The organism is Rhizobium sp. OAE497 (assembly GCF_040546565.1).
In the GTDB taxonomy this organism is placed as follows: Bacteria; Pseudomonadota; Alphaproteobacteria; order Rhizobiales; family Rhizobiaceae; genus Rhizobium.
Genome location: NZ_JBEPOA010000001.1, coordinates 2,643,665 through 2,666,938 on the forward strand (window position 1 = coordinate 2,643,665; position 23,274 = coordinate 2,666,938).

General features: G+C 62.2%; 23 protein-coding genes. 13 read left to right on the plus strand and 10 right to left on the minus strand.

Annotated elements, in window-relative coordinates; translation table 11 throughout:
• The first annotated feature begins 5 nt into the window (after positions 1–5).
• Together ABIE40_RS13550 and ABIE40_RS13555 are read left to right on the plus strand one after the other, a co-directional pair.
• Positions 6–224 carry a DUF4160 domain-containing protein gene (locus ABIE40_RS13550; RefSeq protein WP_354541029.1) on the plus strand — a complete coding sequence of 73 codons (219 nt, stop codon included), beginning with the start codon at positions 6–8 and terminating at the stop codon, positions 222–224.
• Positions 205–453 (plus strand): DUF2442 domain-containing protein, encoded by a 249-nt coding sequence (locus ABIE40_RS13555; RefSeq protein WP_199627257.1) that lies wholly within the window; start codon positions 205–207, stop codon positions 451–453. The genes ABIE40_RS13550 and ABIE40_RS13555 overlap by 20 nt, the downstream gene beginning before the upstream one ends.
• Here ABIE40_RS13555 and bglA read toward each other — a convergent pair whose 3' ends face one another.
• Positions 454–2,094, minus strand: coding sequence for a beta-galactosidase BglA (gene bglA / locus ABIE40_RS13560; protein ID WP_199627259.1), 1,641 nt, complete (start codon positions 2,092–2,094; stop codon positions 454–456).
• 267 nt (positions 2,095–2,361) lie between these two features.
• On the opposite strand from bglA, the gene ABIE40_RS13565 reads away from it, so the two are divergent.
• The 8 genes from ABIE40_RS13565 to ABIE40_RS13600 all read left to right on the plus strand — a co-directional run bounded on the left by ABIE40_RS13565 (position 2,362) and on the right by ABIE40_RS13600 (position 10,664).
• The gene (locus ABIE40_RS13565) at positions 2,362–3,942 is read left to right on the plus strand and encodes a peptide ABC transporter substrate-binding protein (protein WP_199627261.1); all 1,581 of its coding nucleotides are present in this window, start codon (positions 2,362–2,364) and stop codon (positions 3,940–3,942) included.
• A gap of 48 nt (positions 3,943–3,990) precedes the next feature.
• Positions 3,991–4,914 carry an ABC transporter permease subunit gene (locus ABIE40_RS13570; RefSeq protein ID WP_199627263.1) on the plus strand — a complete coding sequence of 308 codons (924 nt, stop codon included), beginning with the start codon at positions 3,991–3,993 and terminating at the stop codon, positions 4,912–4,914.
• On the plus strand, positions 4,911–5,828 hold the full coding sequence (locus ABIE40_RS13575) for an ABC transporter permease (RefSeq protein ID WP_130277771.1): 918 nt from the start codon (positions 4,911–4,913) through the stop codon (positions 5,826–5,828). Before ABIE40_RS13570 ends, ABIE40_RS13575 begins: the two co-directional genes overlap by 4 nt.
• 1 nt (position 5,829) lies before the next feature.
• The gene (locus ABIE40_RS13580; protein ID WP_199627265.1) at positions 5,830–6,834 is read left to right on the plus strand and encodes an ABC transporter ATP-binding protein; all 1,005 of its coding nucleotides are present in this window, start codon (positions 5,830–5,832) and stop codon (positions 6,832–6,834) included.
• Entirely contained in the window at positions 6,827–7,810 is a 984-nt protein-coding gene (locus ABIE40_RS13585; RefSeq protein WP_199627274.1) for an ABC transporter ATP-binding protein, read from the plus strand. Before ABIE40_RS13580 ends, ABIE40_RS13585 begins: the two co-directional genes overlap by 8 nt.
• 149 nt (positions 7,811–7,959) lie before the next feature.
• Positions 7,960–8,301 carry a hypothetical protein gene (locus tag ABIE40_RS13590; RefSeq protein WP_199627276.1) on the plus strand — a complete coding sequence of 114 codons (342 nt, stop codon included), beginning with the start codon at positions 7,960–7,962 and terminating at the stop codon, positions 8,299–8,301.
• Between the two features lie 143 nt (positions 8,302–8,444).
• Complete coding sequence (locus ABIE40_RS13595; protein ID WP_199627278.1) at positions 8,445–9,356, plus strand: sugar kinase; 912 nt, start codon at positions 8,445–8,447, stop codon at positions 9,354–9,356.
• Positions 9,357–9,488: 132 nt separating this feature from the next.
• A complete protein-coding gene (locus tag ABIE40_RS13600; protein ID WP_199627280.1) occupies positions 9,489–10,664 on the plus strand; it encodes a glycosyltransferase family 4 protein in 1,176 nt (391 codons plus the stop codon).
• 6 nt (positions 10,665–10,670) lie between these two features.
• On the opposite strand, the gene ABIE40_RS13605 is transcribed toward ABIE40_RS13600, so the two are convergent.
• Positions 10,671–11,684, minus strand: a complete 1,014-nt coding sequence (locus ABIE40_RS13605) for an alpha/beta hydrolase (protein WP_199627282.1) — start codon at positions 11,682–11,684, stop codon at positions 10,671–10,673.
• Positions 11,685–11,845: 161 nt separating this feature from the next.
• Here ABIE40_RS13605 and ABIE40_RS13610 point away from each other — a divergent pair, with 161 nt between their 5' ends.
• The gene (locus ABIE40_RS13610; RefSeq protein ID WP_112719425.1) at positions 11,846–12,283 is read left to right on the plus strand and encodes a MarR family winged helix-turn-helix transcriptional regulator; all 438 of its coding nucleotides are present in this window, start codon (positions 11,846–11,848) and stop codon (positions 12,281–12,283) included.
• Between the two features lie 235 nt (positions 12,284–12,518).
• On the opposite strand, the gene der is transcribed toward ABIE40_RS13610, so the two are convergent.
• The 3 genes from der to ABIE40_RS13625 all read right to left on the minus strand — a co-directional run bounded on the left by der (position 12,519) and on the right by ABIE40_RS13625 (position 15,333).
• Positions 12,519–13,937: a ribosome biogenesis GTPase Der gene (gene der / locus ABIE40_RS13615; protein ID WP_130277765.1), complete on the minus strand. Its 1,419-nt coding sequence runs from the start codon at positions 13,935–13,937 to the stop codon at positions 12,519–12,521.
• A 15-nt stretch (positions 13,938–13,952) separates the two neighbouring features.
• Positions 13,953–14,636, minus strand: coding sequence for a tetratricopeptide repeat protein (locus ABIE40_RS13620; protein WP_199627284.1), 684 nt, complete (start codon positions 14,634–14,636; stop codon positions 13,953–13,955).
• A 100-nt stretch (positions 14,637–14,736) separates the two neighbouring features.
• The gene (locus ABIE40_RS13625) at positions 14,737–15,333 is read right to left on the minus strand and encodes an NnrU family protein (protein ID WP_199627291.1); all 597 of its coding nucleotides are present in this window, start codon (positions 15,331–15,333) and stop codon (positions 14,737–14,739) included.
• 124 nt (positions 15,334–15,457) lie between these two features.
• Here ABIE40_RS13625 and ABIE40_RS13630 point away from each other — a divergent pair, with 124 nt between their 5' ends.
• The gene (locus ABIE40_RS13630; RefSeq protein WP_199627293.1) at positions 15,458–16,453 is read left to right on the plus strand and encodes a polysaccharide deacetylase family protein; all 996 of its coding nucleotides are present in this window, start codon (positions 15,458–15,460) and stop codon (positions 16,451–16,453) included.
• Between the two features lie 208 nt (positions 16,454–16,661).
• On the opposite strand, the gene sbmA is transcribed toward ABIE40_RS13630, so the two are convergent.
• Both sbmA and ABIE40_RS13640 read right to left on the minus strand, forming a co-directional pair.
• Positions 16,662–17,927, minus strand: coding sequence for a peptide antibiotic transporter SbmA (gene sbmA / locus ABIE40_RS13635; protein ID WP_199627300.1), 1,266 nt, complete (start codon positions 17,925–17,927; stop codon positions 16,662–16,664).
• 122 nt (positions 17,928–18,049) lie between these two features.
• Entirely contained in the window at positions 18,050–19,231 is a 1,182-nt protein-coding gene (locus ABIE40_RS13640) for a YbfB/YjiJ family MFS transporter (protein WP_199627302.1), read from the minus strand.
• Between the two features lie 159 nt (positions 19,232–19,390).
• On the opposite strand from ABIE40_RS13640, the gene ABIE40_RS13645 reads away from it, so the two are divergent.
• Positions 19,391–19,978 (plus strand): PadR family transcriptional regulator, encoded by a 588-nt coding sequence (locus ABIE40_RS13645; protein WP_199627304.1) that lies wholly within the window; start codon positions 19,391–19,393, stop codon positions 19,976–19,978.
• 13 nt (positions 19,979–19,991) lie between these two features.
• Here the strand turns inward: ABIE40_RS13645 and ABIE40_RS13650 are convergent, their stop codons facing one another.
• The 3 genes from ABIE40_RS13650 to ABIE40_RS13660 form a co-directional block, all read right to left on the minus strand.
• Positions 19,992–21,227 carry an acyltransferase family protein gene (locus tag ABIE40_RS13650; RefSeq protein ID WP_199627306.1) on the minus strand — a complete coding sequence of 412 codons (1,236 nt, stop codon included), beginning with the start codon at positions 21,225–21,227 and terminating at the stop codon, positions 19,992–19,994.
• A 164-nt stretch (positions 21,228–21,391) separates the two neighbouring features.
• On the minus strand, positions 21,392–22,150 hold the full coding sequence (gene map, locus ABIE40_RS13655; protein WP_112719433.1) for a type I methionyl aminopeptidase: 759 nt from the start codon (positions 22,148–22,150) through the stop codon (positions 21,392–21,394).
• A 41-nt stretch (positions 22,151–22,191) separates the two neighbouring features.
• Positions 22,192–23,253 carry an LLM class flavin-dependent oxidoreductase gene (locus ABIE40_RS13660; RefSeq protein ID WP_199627315.1) on the minus strand — a complete coding sequence of 354 codons (1,062 nt, stop codon included), beginning with the start codon at positions 23,251–23,253 and terminating at the stop codon, positions 22,192–22,194.
• Between the last annotated feature and the right edge of the window lie 21 nt (positions 23,254–23,274).

The window sequence follows — 23,274 nt, forward strand, 5'->3', positions numbered from 1 at the left end:
GAAGCTTGAAGTTTTTCTTCTATTCAAACGAAGGCGATCCGCGCGAGCCGCTCCACATTCATGTCCGCGGACCGGATGGCGAAGCGAAAGTATGGCTTTCGCCGGCAATCGGGATTGCCGAGAGCAAAGGCTTCAATCCGAGGGAGCTAGCTGATATCATTCGAGAAGTGGCGAAGAACAAACCAGCCATCGAGAGAGCCTGGCATGAGCATTTCAGCAACTGAGGTCAGCTTCGACGAAAGCACCATGTGGGTCGCGCTCGACGACGGCCGCACGCTCGGCGTGCCGCTCGCCTGGTTTCCGCGCCTGCTATCGGCAACTGCCGCACAGCGCGCCGCTATCGAGATCAGCCCGATGGGCCTCCATTGGGATGAACTCGACGAGGACATTTCGATCGAAGGGCTGATCACCGGCCGCGGAGACCAGACGACCAAGCGCCCGTCCGCCGCCTGATCAGCCAAGCGCTCCGCAATACCCGCTGAGCGGCCCAAGCCTGATCGCCCCACCCGACACCTCGCCCTTCAGCCCCGGCACGGCGACCGCACCGGCGACCTTCACGCCCGCAGGCAATTTGAACTCCGCCGCCTCGCGCGTCAGGTTGAAGACGAAGAGCAGCTTCTCCTCGCCCTTCTGGCGGGTGAAAGCCAGGAGGTCCTGGTTGGTGCCGATGAACTCCATGTCGCCGTCGATCAGGGCCGGATGCTGTTTGCGGAATTCGAGCGTCTGGCGGTAGTGCGTCAGAACCGAGTTGCTGTCCGTCTGCTGCGCATCGACCGATAGCGCTGCCTGCTCATAAGGCACCGGCAGCCAGCTTTTCTCGGCCGAGGTGAAGCCTGCATGCGCCTTGGCGGCCTCCCAGGGCATCGGCGTGCGGCATCCGTCGCGGCCCTTGAAGGCCGGCCAGAAGCGGATGCCGTAGGGGTCACGCAGGTCCTCGAAGGCGAGTTCCGCCTCGGGAAGGCCGAGTTCCTCGCCCTGGTAGAGGCAGATCGAGCCGCGCAGCGCCGCCAGAACGGAGATCGCCAGCTTGGCGATGACGGGACGCTCGGCCTCGGTCTTGGCGAAGCGGCTGACATGGCGGTTGACGTCGTGGTTGGAGAAGGCCCAGCAGACCCACCCGTCCTTCACCATCCGCTGGAACGTATCGACGCAATTGCGGATATGGGCGGCGGTGAAATCCGGTCCGAGCAGGTCGAACGTATAGCACATGTGCAGCTTGTCGCCGCCGCTGACATAGGCGGCCACCGTCTTCAGCGAGCGGGCGCCATCGCCCACTTCGCCAACCGTCGTGCGGTCCTCGTACTGGTCGAGCAGCGCCCGGAAGCGCTTCAGGAAGTCGATATTCTCCGGCTGCGTCTTGTCGTAGAGGTGATTCTGCATGCCGTAGGGATTGCTGTCAGGCGCATCAAGCCCGGCGTCGCTCTCGTCCGGCTCGTGCGCAGGGTTGTCGCGCAACAGCTTGTCGCAGAAGTAATAGTTGACCGTATCGAGGCGGAAGCCGTCGACGCCACGGTCGAGCCAGAATTTCACCGTCTTCAGCACCGCGTCCTGAACCTCCTTGCTGTGGAAATTGAGGTCGGGCTGCGAGGTCAGGAAGTTGTGCTGATAATATTGGCGGCGCACGCCGTCCCATTCCCAGCCCGGTCCGCCGAAGATCGACAGCCAGTTGTTCGGCGCCGTGCCGTCGCGCTTCGGATCGGCCCAGACATACCAGTCGGATTTCGGATTGTTCCGGCTCGCCCGGCTCTCGATGAACCAGGGGTGCTGGTCGGATGTATGCGAGATCACCTGGTCGATGATGATCTTCAGGCCCAGCGCATGCGCCGCCCTCATCATCTCGTCGAAATCTTCGAGCGTGCCGAAGATCGGATCGACATCGCAATAATCCGAGACGTCGTAGCCCATGTCGGCCATCGGCGACTTGAAGAAGGGCGACAGCCAGATCGCGTCGACGCCGAGGTTGGCAATATGCGGCAGGCGGCGGGTTATTCCCTTGAGGTCACCGAGACCATCGCCATTCGTATCCTGAAAAGAGCGTGGATAGACCTGATAGATTACCGCGCCCCGCCACCAGTCCGCCGTCTTGCCTGCCATGAATGCTCTCTCCGAATAGTCTGATTGCGGACAGACTAAAGCCGTGAAAACAAAAAACAACTGCGTTAACAGCCTATTCTGGGGTAGACGCGGAAAGGCAAATTCGCGCCGCATATAGGCTTGTCCACACCCTTAGCGACCCCTCTGCAAGGGGGGTTGCAACGCCAAACCTTTGCGATAAGGTGCGCGTTGACCTGCACGTAACAGGTCAAAACCGGGAACAAATGACTAAAAACAGGCGACAAAGCCTGGAAAGGTGGCCCAACCATGAACCATATAACGAAAAAAATTCTAGCCTCTGCAATGTTTGGCACATTGCTGGCTTTCTCGGCCCACGCGGCCACGATCAACATCCATAACGGCGGCGACCCGACGTCGCTCGACCCGCAGAAGCTCTCCGGCGACTGGGAAAACCGTATCGCCGGCGACATTTTTGAAGGTCTCGTGACCGAAGACGCCAAGGACAATCCGATTCCCGGCCAGGCCGAAAGCTGGAAAGTCTCCGACGACGGCAAGGTCTACACCTTCAAGCTTCGTGACGGCATCAAGTGGTCCGATGGCCAGCCGGTAACGGCCGGAGACTTCGTCTTCGCCTTCCAGCGCCTCGTCGACCCGAAGAACGCCGCCGACTACGCCTATCTGCAGTTCACCATCAAGAACGCCGAAAAGATCAACAAGGGCGAGATCACCGATCTCAACCAGCTCGGCGTCAAGGCAATCGACGACAAGACGCTCGAGATCACTCTCGAAAACCCGACTCCCTATTTCATCAACGCGCTGATGCACTACACGGCCTATCCGCTGCCGAAGCATGTGGTGGAAGCCAAGGGCGCCGACTGGGTGAAGATCGGCAACATCGTCACCAACGGTCCCTATAAGCCGACCGAATGGGTTCCGGGTTCGCACGTCACCACCGTCAAGAACGACCAGTATTACGGTGCCAAGGACCTGAAGATCGATGGCGCCAAGTTCTTCGTTCTCGAAGACCAGGAAGCCGCGCTGAAGCGCTACCGCGCCGGCGAATTCGACATCCTGACCGACTTCCCGACCGACCAGTACGAGTGGATGAAGAAGAACCTGCCGGGCCAGGCGCATGTCGCCCCGTTCTCGGGTCTCTACTACTACGTCATCAACTCGCAGAAGCCGCCCTTCAGCGACAAGCGCGTCCGCCAGGCTCTTTCCATGGCGATCAACCGCGAAGTCATCGGCCCGCAGATCCTCGGCACCGGCGAACTGCCGGCCTATTCCTGGGTCCCGCCGGGCACGGCGAATTACGGCGATCCGGCCTACGTGTCCTGGAAGGACATGCCCTATAAGGACAAGGTCGAAGAAGCCAAGAAGCTGCTCAAGGAAGCAGGCTTCGGCCCGGATCATCCGCTGACCGCCGAGCTCAAGTACAACACCAACGACAACCACAAGCGCATCGCCGTCGCGATCGCCTCCATGTGGAAGCCGCTGGGCGTCAATGTCGAGCTCGTCAATGCCGAAACCAAGGTCCATTACGACCAGCTGCAGCGCGGCGAAGTGCAGATCGGCCGTGCCGGCTGGCTCGCCGACTATAACGATCCGGACAACTTCCTGAACCTGCTCGTCACCGGCGTCCAGATGAACTACGGCCGTTGGTCGAACCCGGAATACGACAAGCTGATCAAGGACGGCAACGCCCAGACCGATCTCACCAAGCGTGCCGAAATGTTCAAGAAGGCCGAGCAGATCGCGCTGGATGATTCCGCCGCGCTGCCGATCTACTATTACGTTTCCAAGAACGTCGTTTCGCCCAAGATCGAGGGCTTCGTCGACAACGTCCAGGACATCCACCGCACCCGCTGGCTGTCGATGAAAGAATAAGGGAAAACGGCCCCTTCCGCTCCTGGCGGAAGGGGCCGGTTCACGATCATGATCAAATATGCACTCCGTCGATTGCTGTCGACGATCCCCGTCCTGTGGATCGCCGTCACAGCCTGCTTTTTCGTTTTGCGCCTTGCTCCCGGCGGCCCCTTCGATGGCGAAAGGCCATTGCCGCCGGTGATCCTGAAGAACCTGGCCGTCCACTACAATCTGGATAAGCCGCTGGTTCAGCAGTACCTCATCTATGTGGGCGACCTCCTGAGAGGCGACCTCGGCCCGTCATTTGCCAGCGAAGACTTCACCGTCGCGCAGCAGATCATGATCGGCCTGCCCTATACCTTCACCATCGGCACCGCTGCCTTCCTGCTCGCCATCATCGTCGGCGTCTTCGTCGGCTGTCTTGGGGCGCTCTATCAGAACAAGACGCCGGATTACATTCTGGGCGCCCTGATCCTGGTAGGCGTCGTTCTGCCGAACTTCCTGATCGCGCCGATCCTGCAGCTTGTCTTCGGCATCCATCTCGCCTGGCTTCCGGTCGGCGGCTGGGGTGACGGCTCGCTGAAATTCCTCGTCCTGCCCGTCGTCGTGCTGGCGCTGCCACATGCGGGGCGCATCTCGCGCATCACCCGCGGCTCGATGATCGAGGTGATGGGCCAGAACTATATCCGCACCGCCAAGGCCAAGGGCATCGGCCCGCGCCTGACGATCATGCGCCATGCGCTGAAGCCCGCCATGATGCCCGTCGTCTCCTATCTCGGCCCGGCGGCCAGTTATCTTCTCACCGGCTCGCTGGTCGTCGAAAGCGTCTTCGGACTGCCCGGCATCGGCCGCTATTTCATCAACGCAGCGCTCAATCGCGACTACGGCATGGTTCTCGGCACGGTCATCTTCTACATGGTGCTGATCGTCTTTTTGAACCTTCTCGTCGACATCGCCTATGCGTGGCTCGATCCGAAAGTGAGAAACCGATGATCCTCAATCCTGCCAAACGCGAATTGCTGGCAGCCGAGCTGCTGGAGGCCGAAGGCCTGGCGCCCGAGGGGCGCTCGCTCACCAGGGATGCGTTGCGCCGCCTGTCGCGCAACAAGGCCGCGGTCGTCTCGATCGTCGTCCTCGTTCTTTTGATCCTCGTCGCCTTCGCCGGCCCGTGGTTCATTCCCTACAACTACGAGGATCCGGATTGGGCAGCTTTCCGCATCCCGCCGTCCTTCGAAACCGGCCACTATTTCGGCACCGATCCGAACGGCCGCGACCTGCTGGCCCGCGTGCTCTACGGCACCCGCATCTCGCTTGCCGTCGCCTTCACCGCCACGCTGGTCTCCGTCGTCATCGGCGTGCTCTATGGCGCCATTTCCGGCTATATCGGCGGCAGGCTGGATTCGATCATGATGCGCTTCGTCGACATCATGTACGCCTTCCCCTACATCCTCTTCGTCATCCTGCTGATGGTCATCTTCGGCCGCAACGTCTACCTGCTCTTTGCAGCGATCGGCGCGCTCGAATGGCTGACCATGGCCCGTATCGTTCGCGGCCAGACGCTGTCGATCAAGCACCGCGAGTTCATCGAGGCGGCACGCGCCTCCGGCCAGCGGCCGCTCAAGATCATCATCAAGCACATCATCCCGAACCTGATCGGCCCGGTCGTGATCTTCGCGGCCCTCACCGTCCCCGAAATCATCGCCACGGAGAGCTTCCTCTCCTATCTCGGCTTCGGCGTTCAGGAGCCGCTGACCTCGCTCGGCACGCTGATTGCGGAAGGCACAGACGCCATGGAAAGCATGCCATGGCTGTTGATCTTCCCGGCCTGCTTCCTCGTCGCCCTGCTGCTCAGCCTGCTGTTCATCGGCGATGGCCTGCGCGATGCGTTCGACCCGAAGGATCGCTGACATGTCCCAGCAACCACAAGAAACCCTTCTCGAACTGAAAGACTATTCGATCACCTTCGAGACCCCCGACGGACAGGTGAAGGCCGTCTCCGGCATGAACCTGACGATCAAGCGTGGCGAACGCGTCGCGATCGTCGGCGAGTCCGGTTCCGGCAAGAGCCAGACCTTCCTAGGCGTCATGGGCCTGCTCGCCAAGAACGGCCGCACCACCGGCCAGGCCCTGCTCGAGGGCAAGGACGTCCTGGCGCTGAAGCCGAAGGAGCTCGATCATGTCCGTGGCAAGGACATGGCGATGGTCTTCCAGGACCCGATGACCGCCTTGAATCCGTCTCTGAGGATTTCCCGGCAACTGACGGAACAGCTTGAGGTTCATCGCGGCTATACGGCGCGTGCGGCCTCCGCTGAGGCGCTCGATATGCTGAGGCGTGTCGGCATTCCTGATCCGACCAGGCGCTTCAACCTCTATCCGCACGAGCTCTCCGGCGGCATGCGCCAGCGCATCGTCATCGCCATGGCGTTGCTGACCAAGCCGAAGCTCCTGATTGCCGACGAACCGACGACGGCGCTCGACGTCACCATCCAGGCGCAGATCCTCGATCTCTTCAACGATCTGACCTCGGAGATGAATACGGCGCTGGTGATGATCACCCACGATCTCGGCGTCGTTGCCGGCCTCGCCGATCGCGTCGCCGTCATGTATGCCGGCCGCATCGTCGAGGAAGCCCCGGTCGACGAACTCTTCGAAAACCCGGCGCATCCCTATACCGCGGCACTGCACGCCTCGATCCCCCGTCCGGATCAGGATGTCGACGATCTAGTCGTCATCCCCGGCCGGCCGCCGAACCTGCAGCATCTGCCGAAGGGCTGCAATTTTTCGCCGCGCTGTTCCCAGGTTCAGGACGATTGCATCGATCGCCCGCCGTCGCTCGAAACGCTGGCGCCGCGCCATTGCGCCGCCTGCTTCCACCCCTTCCCGCGCCGCGAGGAGCTGATGATCCATGGCTGACCGTTCCCTGCTCCGGGTCGAAAACCTGACGACCCAGTTCGAACTGCCCGCCAAGGGCTTCTTCAAGCCGCCGGTCATGCTGACGGCAGTCAACAATGTGAGCTTCGACCTCAAGGAAGGCCGCACGCTCGGCATCGTCGGCGAATCCGGCTGTGGCAAGTCCACGCTCGGCCGCTCGATCCTGCGCCTGCTGACCTCCCAGAAGGGCCGCATCCTCTGGCAGGGCCGCAACCTGCTCGATCTCTCCGAAGAAGAAATGCGCGCCGCCCGCCGCGACATGCAGATCATCTTCCAGGATCCGATCGCCTCGCTCGATCCGCGCATGACGGTGGGCGATATCATCGCCGAACCGCTGACCGTGTTCGAGCCGAAGCTCTCCAAGGCCCAGCGCCTGGAGCGCGTCCGCGAGATCATGAGTGCCGTCGGCCTCGTGCCGGAAATGATCAACCGCTACCCGCACGAGTTCTCGGGCGGCCAGGCGCAGCGTATCGGCATTGCCCGCGCTGTCGTCACCAAGCCGAAGCTGATCATCTGCGACGAGCCGGTCTCGGCCCTCGACGTCTCGATCCAGGGCCAGGTCATCACCCTCCTGCGCAAACTGCGCAAGGAATTCGGCCTGACGCTGATCTTCATCAGCCACGACCTCTCGGTCGTGCGCCTGATCTCCGATGACGTGCTGGTGCTCTATCTCGGCAAGGTGGTCGAAGCCGGCGATTGCGCCACTGTGTTCGAAAACCCGGCGCATCCCTATACGCAGGCGCTGTTCTCGGCAGCCCCGATCCCCGATCCGAAGCTCGCCCGCCAGCGCAAGCGCATTCTGCTGCAGGGCGATCCACCCTCGCCGCTGAACCCGCCGAAGGGCTGCGTCTTCTCGCCCCGCTGCTGGAAGGCGACCGACATCTGTCGCACGGAAATGCCGCCGACAGAGCAGGTCCGGCCGAACCAGACGGCCGCCTGCTACCACATGGATCGCTGATATCGCGTCCGCCCTGGCGGCTGCTGCGCGCAACACGCGGCATGCTCCAGTGCATGCCCCGGAGCGGAACATTTTTCGCTCCGGGGCAGTTCCTCCTCCGTAAAACGACATGTTCCGGGTCTTGGTAGGGCTCCGAAATGGAGGAAAACATGCTGAAACTCATCTCCAATGCTGGCCTGGCGCTGGCTCTCACCCTCGGCAGCGTCGCGCTGCCCGTCAGCTTTGCGCAGGCGCAGGACGTCCAGTTCCGCATCGGCCCCGATGGTGTGCGCATCTACGACCGTGACAGGGATCGCGACCGCTATGGCGACCGCGATTTCCGCCGCGGCTGCAGCCCGCGCGAGGCCGTCTACGCCGCCCGCGACGCCGGCTTCCGCCGCGCCGAAGTGGTCCGCGTCACCGATCGCAGCGTCACCGTCCGCGGCTGGACGCGCAGCGGCCCGGACCGCATCACCTTCGCCAACCGCCGCGGTTGCCCGGAAATCGGCTAAGCCCCGAGAAGATGCGAGAGAATACGGACGGCCCGGCTCAAAGCCCGTTTGCGCGTTCTGTGCGCTTGCCACCCCAGGGATGGCTTGCCACCCCGGTCCGCTGCGCGTAAGCAGCAGACGCTTGAGATTTCCGGGAGGCTGATTTGAGCGGACGCTTTCTTTCGATCGGTGAATGCATGGTGGAGCTGTCGCAGGCTGGCGACGGCCTGCTGAGAAAGGGCTTTGCCGGCGATACGCTGAACACCGCCTGGTATGCCCGCGCCTGCATGCCCTCCTCCTGGACCGTCGATTATTTCACCGCACTCGGCGATGACGCCATGTCCGACGAGATGGCCGCCTTCTTCAACAGCCACGGCATCGGCACCTCCTATATCCGCCGCATCAAGGGCAAGGCGCCCGGCCTCTACATGATCAACCTGAGGAACGGCGAGCGCTCCTTCAGCTACTGGCGCGACAGCTCCGCCGCCAAACAGCTCGCCGCCGATCCCGATTATCTGCGCGAGGCGGTCGAAGCCTCCGATGTCGTCTATTTCTCCGGCATCACGCTTGCCATCCTGCCGCGCGAGGATGTCGACACGCTGCTCGCCGAAACCCGCCGCGCCAAGGCGGCCGGAAAATTCGTGGTTTTCGATCCGAACATCCGCCCGCGCCTCTGGTCGAGCTATGACGTGATGCATACCGTCATCAGCGAGGGCGCCCGCTCCTCGACGCTGGTGATGCCGAGCTTCGACGACGAAGCCTCGCATTTCGGCGACGATTCGATCGAGGCGACGATCCAGCGCTACCGCGCCCTCGGCGCTCCCAACATCGTCGTCAAGAACGGCGCCGACGGCGCGACGCTCGATTTCGAAGGCAATCGCTCGCTCGTGCCCGCCGAAAAGGTCGAGACCGTCGTCGACACAACCAGCGCCGGCGACAGCTTCAACGGCTCCTTCCTGGCCAAGTACCTGGAAATCAAAGACGCCGAACAAAGCGCCCGCTTCGCCGCCAAAGTCGCCGCCCGCGTCGTCAGCGAGCACGGCGCGCTGGTGCCGAAGGACAAGCTCGGGCTCTGAGAGAGCACGTCCACAGCCCTGTAATAAATCCATCACGGAGAGGCCTCAAAATAGAAGGCACGCGGGAATCGGCTTGCTGTCCCCGCCTGGGGTCGTGTCCGCCGAAGCCGGCGGCCTGGATGGAAACGGGATATGCTTCAACATCCTTCGAAGAGCCTGACTGGCGAGAGCTGGGCGAATGCCGCCCCGGGCGCGGTGCCTGAGCGGCTTGTCATCGTCACCGATGCCTGGCATCCGCAGGTGAACGGCGTCGTGCGCTCGATCGAGAACACCAATCGCGAGCTCGCCCGGATGGGCGTCGATGTCTCGATGGTGACGCCAGAGCGGTTCAACAGCATTCCCTGCCCGACCTATCCCGAGATTCGCCTGTCGATCACCAGCTACCGCCGCGTCGCCCGCGAGATCGAAAAGCACAAGCCATCCTATGTCCACATCGCCACCGAGGGCCCGCTCGGGCTGACCGCCCGGCGCTGGTGCCTGAAGAACCGCATGCCCTTCTCCACCAGCTATCACACCCGCTTCCCGGAATATGTCTCGGCCCGCCTGCCGGTGCCGAAAAGCTGGCTCTATGCGTTCGTCAAATGGTTCCACAATTCCGGCGCCGGCTGCATGGTGGCGACGCCGAGCCTGGCGCGCGAACTGTCGGAGAAAGGCATCCGTAACCTGATGCCCTGGAGCCGCGGCATCGACGCCTCGCAGTTCCATCCGGCCGAACTCGAGGAAAAGCCCTTCGGCCTGCAGCGCCCCATCTTCATGACCGTCGGCCGCGTCGCGCTCGAAAAGAACCTCCCGGCCTTCCTGGATCTCGATCTCCCCGGCTCCAAGGTCGTCGTCGGCGATGGCCCGGCGCGCGCCGAGCTTTCCAAGCGCTATCCCGACGTGCTCTTCACCGGTTTGAAATTCGGCACTGAACTGGCCGATATCTACGCCCAGGCCGACGTCTTCGTCTTCCCATCGCTGACCGACACCTTCGGCAACACGATCCTCGAGGCGCTGGCATCCGGCGTTCCGGTCGCGGCCTACCCAGTCACCGGCCCGCTCGACATCATCGGAGACGAAGGCGAAGTTGGCGCATTGGACGAGGACCTGCGCGCCGCCTGCCTCGCCGCCCTCTCCGCCTCGCGCGAAAGGGCTCGCGAACTGGCGCTCACCTATTCCTGGGAAGCGGCGACGCAGCAGTTCATCAACAACATCCGCGCCGCCAACGGCGTCATCGCCCCAAAATGGAAGCGCGCCTGGCAATATGCCAAGACGCTACCACGCAGAAAGGCCGGCGATGCCGCCGGCCCGATGAAATCTGGCGCCTGATGCCGCTTACTGGTGCAGCGCTGCCCGCAGCGTATCGCTAGCAAGCTTGATCGCACCGCGCACGGCGGGTGTTTCGCTGATGGCGTTCAGCAGTACGAAGTCATGGATGGTGCCGTTGAAGCGGACTGACGTGACCCTGACGCCTGCCTGGCTGAGCTTGCGGCCATAGGCCTCGCCCTCGTCGCGCAGCACGTCGTTCTCATCGGTGATGATCAGTGCCGGCGGCAGGCCGTTCAGCTGATCGAGCGAAGCCTGCAGCGGCGAAGCGGTCGGCTCCTTGCGCTTGGCTTCATCAGGCAGATAAGCGTTCCAGAACCACTTCATCGCATCCTTGGTGAGCCACGGACCGTTGGCGAACTGATTGTAGGAGCCGGTGTCGAAATTGGCGTCGGTCACCGGATAGAACATCACCTGCTGATCGATGGCAGGACCACCGCGTTCCTTGGCCATCAGCGTCACCGCAGCCGTCATGTTGCCGCCAACGCTGTCACCTGCGACTGCCAGGCGGCTGGCATCAACCTTGAACTGCTTGGCATGCTCGGCGACATATTTGGTCGCCGCATAGGCCTGTTCGATGGCGATGGGATAGCGGGCCTCGGGCGACCGCTCGTAATCGACGAAGACAACAGCGGCATCGGCGCCATTGGCGATCTCGCGGACCAGCCGGTCATGCGTATCGGCGTCGCCGAGCACCCAGCCGCCGCCGTGGAAATACATCACGACAGGCAGCGTGCCCTTGGCATGGGCAGGACGCACGATACGCAGCTTGATCTCGCCGGTCGGACCAGCCTTGATCGTCAGGTTCTCTTCCTGTGCCGCGAGCTTCTTGACGTCACCTTTCTGAGCGCCGGCCAGCACGTTGCGGGCATCGGCGGGCGAGAGTGTGTAGATCGGCTTGGAGCCCGCCAGTGCATCGATGAACTTCTGGGTCGCCGGTTCCAGAACCGGGTCGGCAGCGGCGCCGAGCGTCGTGGCTGCCAGGATGGTTGCTGCGGAAAGTGCGGTCTTGATGGTCGACATCGTCTTGTCCTCTTCGGTTGCGGTTCGTCGTGAACACGGCTTTTATATCGCGCACGATTATTTATCTCACAATCAAAATTGACGCATAGCCGGCATGCGAAATAAGCGCTTGCGATTAGTTATCGCGCGATATAAATTCATCCGGTTCTGGAGATGCCCACATGAGTGACGACCTGAAACTCGAAAATTTCATCTGCTTTGCCATGTACACGGCAAACCACGCGATGAACCGCGTCTATAAGCCCCTGCTCGACGAGCTCGGCCTCACCTACCCGCAATATCTCGTCATGGTGGCGCTATGGGAAGAAGACGGCCAGACCGTCGGCGGCATCGGCGACAAGCTGTTTCTGGAATCGAGCACGCTGACGCCGCTGTTGAAGCGCCTGGAAGCCGCCGGCCTCATCCGCCGCGAGCGCAGCAAGGAAGACGAACGCGTCGTCGTCATCAGGCTCAGCGATGAGGGCAAGGCCTTGAAAACCAAGGCGGCAACGGTGCCGAACTGCATCGTCGATGCGACCGGCAGCGAATTCGATCAGCTGAAACGGCTGCGGGCCGAGATCATTGCGCTGAGGGATGCACTGAACAAGAGTGCGGCTTAGCGGCGAGCGAGGCGGGAGCAGCCCCCTCATCCGCCCTCCGGGCACCTTCTCCCCGGTGGGAAGAAGGGATTCGCGGCGATTGCCGCATTCCATCTCTGATGTTGCGAGGAAGCGAGCGAGTGCGGCAGTTCCCTTCTTCCCAGCGGGGGTCCGAAGGACGGGTCGAGACCGTCGGCTCGACCCCGGTGGGTGGCGACAGCCGGATAAGGGGGCTGCACGCTCAACCTCAAAGGAACTAAGTCCGCCGCTTCTTCCCCTCGAAGGGGTTTTCCTTCTCGCGGTAGTGGATGCGGATCGGCACGCTCGGCATGTCGAAGTCGACGCGCAGGCTGTTGATCAGGTAGCGCGTGTAGGATTCCGGCAGCGCGTCGGAGCGCGTGCAGGAGATCATGAAGGCCGGCGGGCGGGCCTTGACCTGCGTCATATACTTGAGCTTCAGGCGGCGGCCGGAGACGGCGGGCGGCGGATGCTGCACCTGCTGCTGCTCGAGCCAGCGATTGAGCTTGGCGGTCGAGATGCGCTTGTTCCACACCTTGTCGGTGTCGATGATCGACTGCATCAGCTTGTCGAGGCCGCGGCCGGTCTGGCCGGAAATCGGCACGGCGCGGATTCCACGGGCCTGCGGCAGCAGCCGGTCGGTCTTTTCGCGCAGGTCGGCGAGCACGGCCTGCTGATCCTCGATCATGTCCCACTTGTTGAAGGCGAGAACGGCGGCGCGTCCCTCGCGCAGCACCAGATCGACGATGTGCAGGTCCTGCTTCTCGAAGGGGATCGTCGCATCGAAGACGATGACCACGAGTTCGGCAAAGCGGATGGCGCGCAGCGTATCGGCAACCGAAAGCTTCTCCAGCTTCTCGATGACCTTCGCCTTGCGGCGCATGCCCGCCGTATCGAACATCTTGATGGTGCGGCCGCGCCAGTCCCACTCGACCGAGATGGAATCGCGGGTGATGCCTGCTTCCGGCCCGGTCAGGAGACGGTCTTCGCCGAGAAAGCGGTTGATCAGCGTCGACTTGCCGGCATTCGGACGGCCGACGATCGCCACGCGCAGCGGCTTCGTGTCGTCATATTCCGGCTCGTAATCCTCGTCTTCTTCCAGCTCGTGGCGGATGTCGACATTGGTTTCGGCCACGTCTTCCTTCGGCGGATAGGCGCGGTCCTTGCCGATCGCCTCGACGATGGCGTCGCGCAGATCGAGCATGCCCTGCCCGTGTTCGGCCGAGATCGGCGTCGGTTCACCGAGGCCGAGCGTGAAGGCGTCATAGAAGCCGCCGTCGGAACCGCGCGCTTCGGACTTGTTGGCGACGAGCACGACCGGCTTGCCGCGACGGCGCAGCATCTCCGCCAGGTCCTTGTCGACGGGCGTTAGGCCGGTTTTGGCGTCGACGACGAAGAGCGAAAGATCCGCCTCGTCAATCGCTGCTTCCGTCTGCGCGCGCATGCGGCCCTGCAGGCTCTCCTCGTCGGCCTCCTCGAGACCGGCGGTATCGATGATCGTGAAATTCAGGCCCATCAGCCGCGCGTCGCCCGGACGACGGTCGCGGGTAACGCCTGGCGTGTCATCGACAAGCGCCAGCTTCTTCCCAACCAGGCGGTTGAAAAGCGTCGACTTGCCGACATTCGGGCGACCGACGATGGCGACCGTAAAACTCATCAGGTTTCCTTAAACTCAGCCCTGTGCGGCAGGCGCCTTGCCAGACGCAGTGATGTTATCAAGCATCATCTGCGCGCGGTTGGCAACATTGCGCGGGCTCGCGGCATCTTCGGTGATCTGGGTGAACCAGGTGCGGGCCTGCGCCATATTCCCGGCCTTGTAGGCGGCAATGCCGAGCGCTTCGCGGGCCGAATGACGGAAGGCGTTGGCGGGGATCGCCATCTCTTCCAGCTCGGCAACGACCTGGTCATAGGTGCCGGTATCGATCAGCATCCAGCCGGCGCGCAGCTTGGCAGCATTGCGGACGGCTTCCGGAACCGACTGGTCCTTGCCGATCGTCTGGAAAGCGGCAACGGCACCTGCATTGTCGCCCTTGGCGGCGAGCACCGTGGCTGCGCGCATGCGGGCGAGAACCGGATAGGCGCCGTGGCCTTCCTTTTCCAGCTTGTCGAGAGCGGCGAGCGCCTCGTCATTCTTGTTCTCGTCGGCGAGCTTCATCGCCGCCAGGAACTGGTCGCCGGTGCTGGAAGACGCATTGTCATCCCAGTACTGGTAGACCTTGAAGCCGACGGTGCCGAGAACGATCAGGACGGCGAGCGCGATCAGGTAGCGGCCAAAGCGGCGCCATGCGCCCTTCATCTGGTCGGAACGCAGTTCCTCATTGACTTCACGAATGAAGCTGTCGTCGTTGAATGCCATTCTCGTCTCCGGCAGGGAAAGCCCAATTCATGCGTTTTCGCATATTGTTGGGCCTTCTACTCCATTTTGCGGCCGATGTAAGGGGGATATCTGAGATTCCTCAGGAAGCGAGCATCGGCAGCGGCGCGACGCCGATCAGCCATTCATGCACGCGCCAGATCATTAGTGCCCAGACGATGACGCCGATGACGACGGCATAGAGGTCGTATTTCGCCGAAACGAAGACCGGCAGCGTGATCTCGCCGCGGCGCAGGCGCCGCTTCAGCGAGATGCGCAGGATGACGCCCCAGGCAAGAAACGCCGCAAACAGCAGGACCGAATAGGCCTCGCCATTCGACAGCAGATGGGCGAGCGCCCAGATCTTCACCGACAGCACCACCGGATGCTTGGTCTTTGCCCGGATATGGCCTGCCGGCAGGAAGCCGGCGACGAAACAGATGACGGCGATCAGCATCAGCGTCACCGTCAGATGCGCCATGCCGGCAGGCGGATTGTAGAGCATGCCGATCGGCTCGCTGCGGGCGGCGGCGAAGGCATAGGCAACGAAGACGAGCGTCAGGATGCTGGCGATCGAATGGAACGCGATCCAGACCGGCTTGCCGAGCTTGTCGATCATCGCCAGCCGGAAACCGGGAACGACGACGCGGATAAGATGAAGGCCGAGAAAGAGAACAAGACTTAAGGCAAGCAAAGCCATGATGATATTCCTGATCGATAACTAACAATGTTCGATACCGGCTGGGCGGGAAAAATGCCAGCGACACCGCAGCTTCGCCGCAATTCTGTAACAGGAAAGCCGCAAACAAATTGTCGCGGTGCCCATGTTTCGTTCCATTTCCTCTGCCTGTCTCGCCCTTTCCGTTGCCCTGCCCGCCGCCGCCTCGGCGGCCGACCAGCCGAAGCAGCTCGTCATCATTTCCTTCGACGGCGCCCATGACAACGCGCTCTGGCAGAAGAGCCGCGAGATGGCGGCGAAGAACGGCGCGCATTTCACCTATTTCCTCTCCTGCACCTTCCTGATGAATCAGGATGCGAAGAAAGCCTATCAAGCGCCTCATCAGAAACGCGGAAAATCCAATGTCGGCTTCGCCCAGAGCGACGACGAGATCCGCGAGCGCCTCGGCAATATCTGGCATGCGCATCTCGAGGGCCACGATATCTCGAGCCATGCCTGCGGCCATTTCGACGGCCGGCAGTGGAGTACGGCCGACTGGTCTGAAGAATATGCGACCTTCAAGGCGACGCTGAAGAACGCCTGGAAAGGCGTCGGCCTCGCCGAGCCCGATGGCTGGCAGGATCTCGTCGAGCACGGCATCAAGGGTTTTCGCGCCCCCTACCTTTCGGCGAGCGAAGGCAGCGACATGATCGCCGCGGAGAAAAAGGCCGGCTTCACCTATGACGCCAGCCTGGTGACGAAGGGACCGGCCATGCCCGTCGTCGAAGACGGCGTCATCCGCTTCGGCCTGCCGCTGATCCCCGAGGGACCCAAGGACCGCCCGATCATCGGCATGGACTACAATCTCTTCGTGCGCCACTCCAAGGGCGAGGAAGACGCCGCCGACAGCAAGACCTTCGAGGAGCGCTCCTACGCCGCCTTCAAGGAAGCCTTCGACAAGCAATATGCGGGCGACCGCATCCCCCTTCAGCTCGGCTTCCACTTCGTCGAAATGAACGGCGGCGCCTACTGGCGGGCGCTCGACCGGCTGGTCAGCGACGTCTGCCACCGGGCCGACGTCGCCTGCGTCAGCTATTCGGAGGCGATCCCGATGATCGAGGCCAGGGGCAAGCTGAAGGCGCAGGATAATTCGGCGCTGTAGCGTCGGCTAGATCAGCGCTAGCGGCCCCTCATCCGGCTGCCGCCACCTTCTCCCCGCTGGGGAGAAGGGATGTTGGGCACCGTCATTCCCCACAACTAAAGTCGCGTGGAAGCGAGCGTTTAAGGCTCGTTCCCTTCTTCCCAGCGGGGAGAAGGTGGCGGCAGCCGGATGAGGGGGCCGCTCGCTTGAAGCCATCTACAATCCGCCACTAACCATCGGGATGGGCGACGCTGCCCTCTTGCTCCAGATAGCGCTGATCGATGCTTGGCAAAGGCTCATCGTCAATTGCTGCTTCGAACGCCTTCAAGCGCTTGTGAATAGAAAGCAATTCAATGATCGTCGTCCAAGAATTGATGAGATACTGGAACGAGTTGCTGACCTGCCCGAAAGCCGTCGATATCTGCTGAAAGATGCCGTACGTGATAGCCCCTGCGACGAACGTCGGCGTCATGAAAAAGTAGACAAACAGGTTATCTGCCTGCAAGTAGAATGAGCGCGCCACGTTGAAGTACATATAGTGGAAATACAGCGTGAAGTAGTTTTTGCGAACCCGTGAGAACAGTTCCTGTACAGTCAACGGCTGCGCACGGTCGGCGTGGTCTTCCCCGTAAACCAGTTCCTTGCGATACGCTGCTTCCACGCGCTGGTTCTTGAAATTCAATCCCGGCAGCTTGATACCTGCAAAGGCGAGCAGGACCGTACCAAACACCGACCAGAAAATAGCGAGCCAGAACAGAGAGTTAGCCACCTCTCCGAATATCGGTATGCTGGTAACATAGTGCGACAGCGCCAGCATAATCGGCAGAAACACCACCAACGTCATAACGGAGTTGATCAGGCTAATACCTAGGCTTTCTAGTGTGCTGGAGAACCGCATTGTGTCTTCCTGCACGCGCTGGGACGCGCCTTCGATATGCCGAAGTTTTTCCCAGTTTGCCATGTAGAAATTGTTCATCGCTGTCCGCCAGCGGAAAATATAATGGCTGGTGAAAAAGTCCGTCAGGATCGAGACGAACATGCTCAGGAACGCGATTTGCGCGAAGATTAGGAATAGGTCGTAGAAGTTTTCGACCGTGATGCCGGGTTTCTTGTTTAGCGCATTCACCAGAAGGTCGCCAAAAGGTCGGCGCCAGTTATTGATCACGACGCTGATCTGCACGCCAAAGTATGTGACGAAAATGATAAGCGCCGAACCCCAGACGGACCATACCTTCCAAGGATGATCTGCAGCCTTGAGATGCCAGAAACCGCAGAACAGCATCGCTGTAAGGAAAAAGTATCCGTAGAACCACATGTTCTCAGGCAGCAGGAAGAATGACAGGTCGATGGGCTGCTGCTCTTCCGGCACTGGTGTAAACCCCAGCGACAGGCCGAGATCTGCGGCAAACAGATACCAGACCGCGATGGCGATGAGCGTCCAAATGACAATCGAAGGGAAAAACAGCTTCGGCTGCGGAAAGAAGGAATGAAACACTGGGAGGCGCTTTCCTGAACTGGAATCTCGGGAGCATCAGCAAACACTGATTGTGCGGGAAATTAAGGCAGTTCGAAGAAGGCAGCAATGGCCGGGGGCCATTCTTACGTATTTGTAACGGCTTATCCCAGTTTCTTGATGACCGGCAGCACGAGGAGCGCGCAAATGCCGAGGGCGGCGGCGGCAATATAGGTGGGCAGCGTGAAGCTTCCGGTACCCTCCGCCACCCAGCCCGCCACCAGCGGCCCGACGATCTGGCCGAGACCGAAGGCCGCCGTCATCAGCGCCATGACGCGCCTCGGGCTTTCGGGCGAAAGCTTGCGGCCGATCTGCAGGCCGTAGGCGGTGATCGCCAGGAAGGTGGCGCCGAACAGCGCCCCGCCGATTAACGGCGCCAGCGAATGCGGCAGCATGACGGTCGCCAGCACACCGGCCACCTCGATGACAACAGCCGCGACATAGACGCCGCCGAGCCCGAGAGCGCGCACGAACGGCTTCCAGGCAAAGAGCGCCACCGCGGCGGTGACGCCCGCAATGAACCAGCAGAGGAACTCGACGAAAGCGCCCGCCGCATCCATGCGGGCGATCGCCACGAGGAAGGTGGCGGTGATGACATAGCCGAAGCCGAAAATGCCGTAGGAGAGCGTCACGAGCAGCATCGGCGGTGTCCAGGCGATGGCCGGTTCCGGCCCCTTGCGCGCCGCCGCTGCGGGTCCCGCCGGCAGCAAAGCCCAGGCCGCGGCAAGACCGAGTGCGGAGAACAGCGCGCCGCCGATCCAGTCCGCCCGCCAGCCGCCCGCATCGGGAAAGGCGATGCCGATCAGCAGCACCATCAGCGACGACAGCGCGATACCTGCGCCCGGTCCGCCGAAATGCGCCGACTGGACATGGTCGTTGCCGGCCGCCGCCCCATGGCTGAGCACGATCGACGAGGTGAAGACCATCGAAAAGGCGCTTGCGAGCCCGGCGAGGAAGCGGATCACCGCAAAGACGGGAACGGATGTGGTCGCCGCCATCGCCGCGAGAAGCAGCGCGTTGGCGGCGAGTGCCGCAAGCGCCACCGCCCTCTCCCGCCCGGCCGCCCAGCCATAGGCAGCCAGCACGGCGCCTGCGAGATAGCCGACGAAATTCGCCGAGGCGATGAACCCGGCATCGGAGGCGGAGAGCGGAACGCCGCTCATCATGCTCGGCAGGATCGGTGTGTAGGAGAAGCGCCCGAAGCCCATCGCAGCGGCCATGGCGATCATCCCGGCAAGGGCCGTGCGGACCAGATTGACTGGCTCATTCTCATTGCGTGCCAACATGATGCGCTTATCGCCCGCCCCCTGCTGCACCGCAAACAAGAAATTCTGATCGATCGGTTCAATTCCGGAAATTCTTGGGCTCCCCTTGAAACGTAATATCTTACGATATATGTTTTACGACATAGCATTCGATATGATTAACGATGAAAGGAAGAAGCTATGAGAGGCTTTAGAGGCGGTGGCGGCGGCATGTTCGGCGACGCGATCCGCATGGGAATGGGCCGGAAGTTTTCGGCCGGCGATCTGCAGATCGTGCTTCTGGCACTGCTGAACGAACAGCCGCGCCACGGCTACGAACTGATCAAGGTTCTGGAAGAGCGCTCCGGCGGCTTCTACGTGCCGAGCCCGGGCGTCATCTATCCGGCGCTCACCTATCTCGAAGAAACCGGCCTGGCCGAAGTCGAGGCCGAGGGCACCAAGAAGCTCTACAAGATCACCGAAAGCGGCAAGCGCAAGGTCGAGGAGAACCGCGCCATGATCGACGGCATTTTCAGCAAGCTCGAGCGCGTCGGCGAGAAGATGGCCTTCGTCAACCGCATGTTCGATCCCGAACAGCACGGCCGCCGCCGTGAAGAGGAAGACGAAGAATTCATGCGCGACGACCGCGACGTGCGCGCCGCCCGCCAGCTGCTGCGCTCGGCCCTGCGCATGCGTCATCCCTGGTCGGCTGAGGAAGCCGCCCGTATCTCCGGCATCCTGGAGCGCGCCGCGATGGAGATCCTGCAGGGCGGCAAGCCCCAGATCTGATGATCCGCAACCGTCAGAGCGAACGGCCGTCACGTATCACGTGGCGGCCTTCTTTTTGCAGCGGCGCGGCATTTTCGGCGACCGGCACGCCCACCTGCGCCACATCGCGCGGCAGCGCGTGCTCCGACACCCAAAAGCCTGCCGCGCCGATGAAAGTCATGATCGCAAACAGCGGCACGGCCACCGCCGATTTCCGGAAGCGCCCAAAACGGATCGGCTTCTCGATGATCATATAGGTCAGCCCCGCCAGCACCACGCTCGCCGCCAGCAATGCGAAACGCACCTCCTTGGCGGGCGTATCGTGGCCGATGATGTAGCCGAAGGACAGAAGCGGCCAGTGCCAGAGATAGAGCGGATAGCTGATCAGCCCGATCGCCACAGCAATCCGGTTGCTGAAGATCAGGGTCTTGAATACCGCCGTCCGCCCCGCAGCGATGACCAGCACCGCACCGAGAACCGGCGCCGCCGCGATAATACCCGGAAAGGCCTGCTTTTCCCGGATCAGCGCAAAGCTCAGCACCAGCAGCACGATACCGGCGATTGCCGCAAGGTTCGCCGCCGGCCGCGACAGCCCGCCGTAGGAGCGCTCCAGCTCGGCGAGCGCAGCACCGGCCAGCAGCTCCCAGAAGCGCGTCACCGGCAGATAAAAGGCCGTCGTCCGGTCGATATAGACGATGACGAGATTGAAGATCATCGACACCAGCGCCACCGCCGCGATCGTCTTGATGACGCTTATGCCGCGCCGCCAGGCAATCCAGGCGGCGAGCGGCCAGACGATGTAGAACTGCTCCTCGACGCCGAGCGACCAGAGATGCAGAAGCGGATTGGAAATGCCGCCATCCTTGGTGCTTCCGACCTCGAACCAGAAGAGCAGATTGGCAACAAAGCCCGCACCACCGGCAACATGCTCGCCGAGCTCCCTGTTATCGGCCGCCGAGAGCGCCACCGCGCCGACCGCCAGACAGAAGAGCAGCACCAGGATCAAAGCCGGAAAGATGCGGCGGATGCGGCGGCTGTAGAAATCGAAGATCGAGAACTTGTTGTCGTGCAGCTGCTGCAGGATATGGCCGCTGATCAGGTAGCCGGAGATGACGAAGAAGATATCGACGCCGACAAGGCCGCCGGGCAGCCAGGTCGGAAAGGCATGGAAGATCACCACGGAGAGAACCGCAACCGCCCGCAATCCGTCGATATCCGGCCGGTAATTGTGCTGCATCGCCTTGGCACTGCTGCGATCCCTCTCGAGCATTCCGCCGACCTCCATGAAGACCGGCGGACAAGAGAATGGAGCCGGATACCAAGCGGTAACCCGGAATTGCTGCGCCCGCTAACTGGCCATAGGCGGTAGGCCGCCGGATATTCGGACGAAAGGACGGGTAGAGGCGGAGCCCGGCCGCCGAAAGGATGAAGCTCTTAAGCTGCCAGATCCGGCAGCGTCAGGATCAGCGGTCCGTTGCGCGTCGCAACGACGGTATGTTCGTATTGCACGGTCGGCGCCTGCGGATCGGCATAGAGCGTCCAGGCATCGTCGCCGCCTTCGGCCCAGGTGGCCCCAAGCGACAGGAAGGGCTCGACGGTGAAGACCAGGCCTTCGGTCATGATCCGCTTTTCGGAAGGATCCGGCCAGGTCGAAAGCTCGCCAGGTTCCTCATGAAGCGAACGGCCGACGCCGTGGCTCGCCAGATTGGCAACCAGCGTATAGCGGTTCTTCGCCGCAAAGGCGCCGACGGCATTGCCGATCTTGGCGAGCGGCTCGCCCGCCTTGATCTGGTTGAGACCGACGAACAGCGCCCGCTTGCCATCGCGGCAGAGCCGCTCGATCTTCGGCTTGACGGGCGGCACGGTGAAGGAGGCGCCGGTATCGGCAAAGAAGCCGTTCTTCTCGGCGGAGACATCGATATTGACGAGATCGCCGGGGCGGATCACCCGCGGACCGGGAATGCCGTGGGCGATTTCCTCGTTGACGCTGATGCAGGTCGCACCCGGAAACTGGTAGCAGAATTCCGGCGCCGAACGCGCACCGGCATCCTCAAGCACCTTGCGGCCGATCTGATCGAGCTCGAGGGTGGTGATCCCCGGCTCCAGCGCTGCAGACATCACCTGGATCGCGTTGGCGCAAATCCGTCCGATTTCCTTCAGCTTTTCCAGTTCGTCGTCGTTCTCGATTACCATCGTTCATCCCGGCTGCCGCCAAGGCGGCTGGCCTTGTGGGTTCAGGCCGTGGCTTTCGCCCCTTCGCCCCCCCCAGTCAATGCCTTTCTGACAAGCGGCGCGACTTTCGTGCCGTAAAGCTCGATGCCGCGCATGATCTGATCGTGCGGCATCAGGCCGATCGCCATCTGCAGCAGGAAACGGTCGTTCCTGAAGACCTTGTGAGCCGCAACGATCTTCTCGGCCACGAGTTCCGGATCGCCGAGGAAGAGATTGCCGGTCGGCCCGCGCGCCATGTCGAAATGCGCCCGGTTCGTCGGTCCCCAGCCGCGCTCGCGGCCAATGCGGTTCATCACTTCGGCCTGCGGCCCGTAGAACTGGTCGGCGGCCGCTTCCGTCGTATCGGCAATGAAGCCGTGGACGTTGATGCTGGTCTTCAGCTTCGACGCATCCTGCCCTGCCCGGCGCGCTGCTTCGCGATAGAGTTCAAGAAGCGGCGCAAAGCGCGGATATTCCCCGCCGATGATCGCCAGCGCCACCGGCAGGCCCATCGCACCCGCCCGCGCCACCGATTGCGGCGTGCCGCCGACGGCGATCCACAGCGGCAGCGGATCCTGCAGCGGGCGCGGATAGACGCCGCGGCCATTGATCGGCGCCCGAAGCTCGCCCTTCCAGCTGACGACCTCGCTCTCGCGCAACGCCATCAGGAGATCGAGCTTCTCTTCGAACAGCTGATCGTAATCTTCGAGGTTGTAGCCAAACAGCGGGAAGGACTCGATGAAGGAGCCGCGCCCGGCCATGATCTCGGCACGGCCGTTGGAGATGAGATCGAGCGTCGCAAATTGCTGGAAGACACGGACCGGATCTTCCGACGACAAGACCGTCACGGCGCTCGTCAGCCGGATGTTCTTGGTCTTCACCGCGGCCGCGGCAAGCGCCATGGCCGGAACCGAAGCGGCATAGTCAGGCCGGTGATGCTCGCCAAGCCCGAAGACATCGAGGCCGACCTGATCGGCGAGCTCGATTTCCTCGATCAGATGCTTCAACCGCTCCGCCCCTTCCGCGCCCTTGCTGCGGCCCGGGTTGGGATTGACGTCGGCAAAAGTATAAAGGCCCAGTTCCATCATCGGCATCCTATTGAACTT

Coding starts and splice junctions, on each gene's coding strand:
- ABIE40_RS13555 (WP_199627257.1), top strand. CDS start 205: ATGAGCATTTCAGCAACTGAGGTCAGCTTCGACGAAAGCACCATGTGG.
- bglA (WP_199627259.1), bottom strand. CDS start 2,094: ATGGCAGGCAAGACGGCGGACTGGTGGCGGGGCGCGGTAATCTATCAG.
- ABIE40_RS13565 (WP_199627261.1), top strand. CDS start 2,362: ATGAACCATATAACGAAAAAAATTCTAGCCTCTGCAATGTTTGGCACA.
- ABIE40_RS13570 (WP_199627263.1), top strand. CDS start 3,991: ATGATCAAATATGCACTCCGTCGATTGCTGTCGACGATCCCCGTCCTG.
- ABIE40_RS13575 (WP_130277771.1), top strand. CDS start 4,911: ATGATCCTCAATCCTGCCAAACGCGAATTGCTGGCAGCCGAGCTGCTG.
- ABIE40_RS13580 (WP_199627265.1), top strand. CDS start 5,830: ATGTCCCAGCAACCACAAGAAACCCTTCTCGAACTGAAAGACTATTCG.
- ABIE40_RS13585 (WP_199627274.1), top strand. CDS start 6,827: ATGGCTGACCGTTCCCTGCTCCGGGTCGAAAACCTGACGACCCAGTTC.
- ABIE40_RS13590 (WP_199627276.1), top strand. CDS start 7,960: ATGCTGAAACTCATCTCCAATGCTGGCCTGGCGCTGGCTCTCACCCTC.
- ABIE40_RS13600 (WP_199627280.1), top strand. CDS start 9,489: ATGCTTCAACATCCTTCGAAGAGCCTGACTGGCGAGAGCTGGGCGAAT.
- ABIE40_RS13605 (WP_199627282.1), bottom strand. CDS start 11,684: ATGTCGACCATCAAGACCGCACTTTCCGCAGCAACCATCCTGGCAGCC.
- ABIE40_RS13610 (WP_112719425.1), top strand. CDS start 11,846: ATGAGTGACGACCTGAAACTCGAAAATTTCATCTGCTTTGCCATGTAC.
- der (WP_130277765.1), bottom strand. CDS start 13,937: ATGAGTTTTACGGTCGCCATCGTCGGTCGCCCGAATGTCGGCAAGTCG.
- ABIE40_RS13620 (WP_199627284.1), bottom strand. CDS start 14,636: ATGGCATTCAACGACGACAGCTTCATTCGTGAAGTCAATGAGGAACTG.
- ABIE40_RS13625 (WP_199627291.1), bottom strand. CDS start 15,333: ATGGCTTTGCTTGCCTTAAGTCTTGTTCTCTTTCTCGGCCTTCATCTT.
- ABIE40_RS13630 (WP_199627293.1), top strand. CDS start 15,458: ATGTTTCGTTCCATTTCCTCTGCCTGTCTCGCCCTTTCCGTTGCCCTG.
- ABIE40_RS13640 (WP_199627302.1), bottom strand. CDS start 19,231: ATGTTGGCACGCAATGAGAATGAGCCAGTCAATCTGGTCCGCACGGCC.
- ABIE40_RS13645 (WP_199627304.1), top strand. CDS start 19,391: ATGAGAGGCTTTAGAGGCGGTGGCGGCGGCATGTTCGGCGACGCGATC.
- ABIE40_RS13650 (WP_199627306.1), bottom strand. CDS start 21,227: ATGCTCGAGAGGGATCGCAGCAGTGCCAAGGCGATGCAGCACAATTAC.
- map (WP_112719433.1), bottom strand. CDS start 22,150: ATGGTAATCGAGAACGACGACGAACTGGAAAAGCTGAAGGAAATCGGA.
- ABIE40_RS13660 (WP_199627315.1), bottom strand. CDS start 23,253: ATGGAACTGGGCCTTTATACTTTTGCCGACGTCAATCCCAACCCGGGC.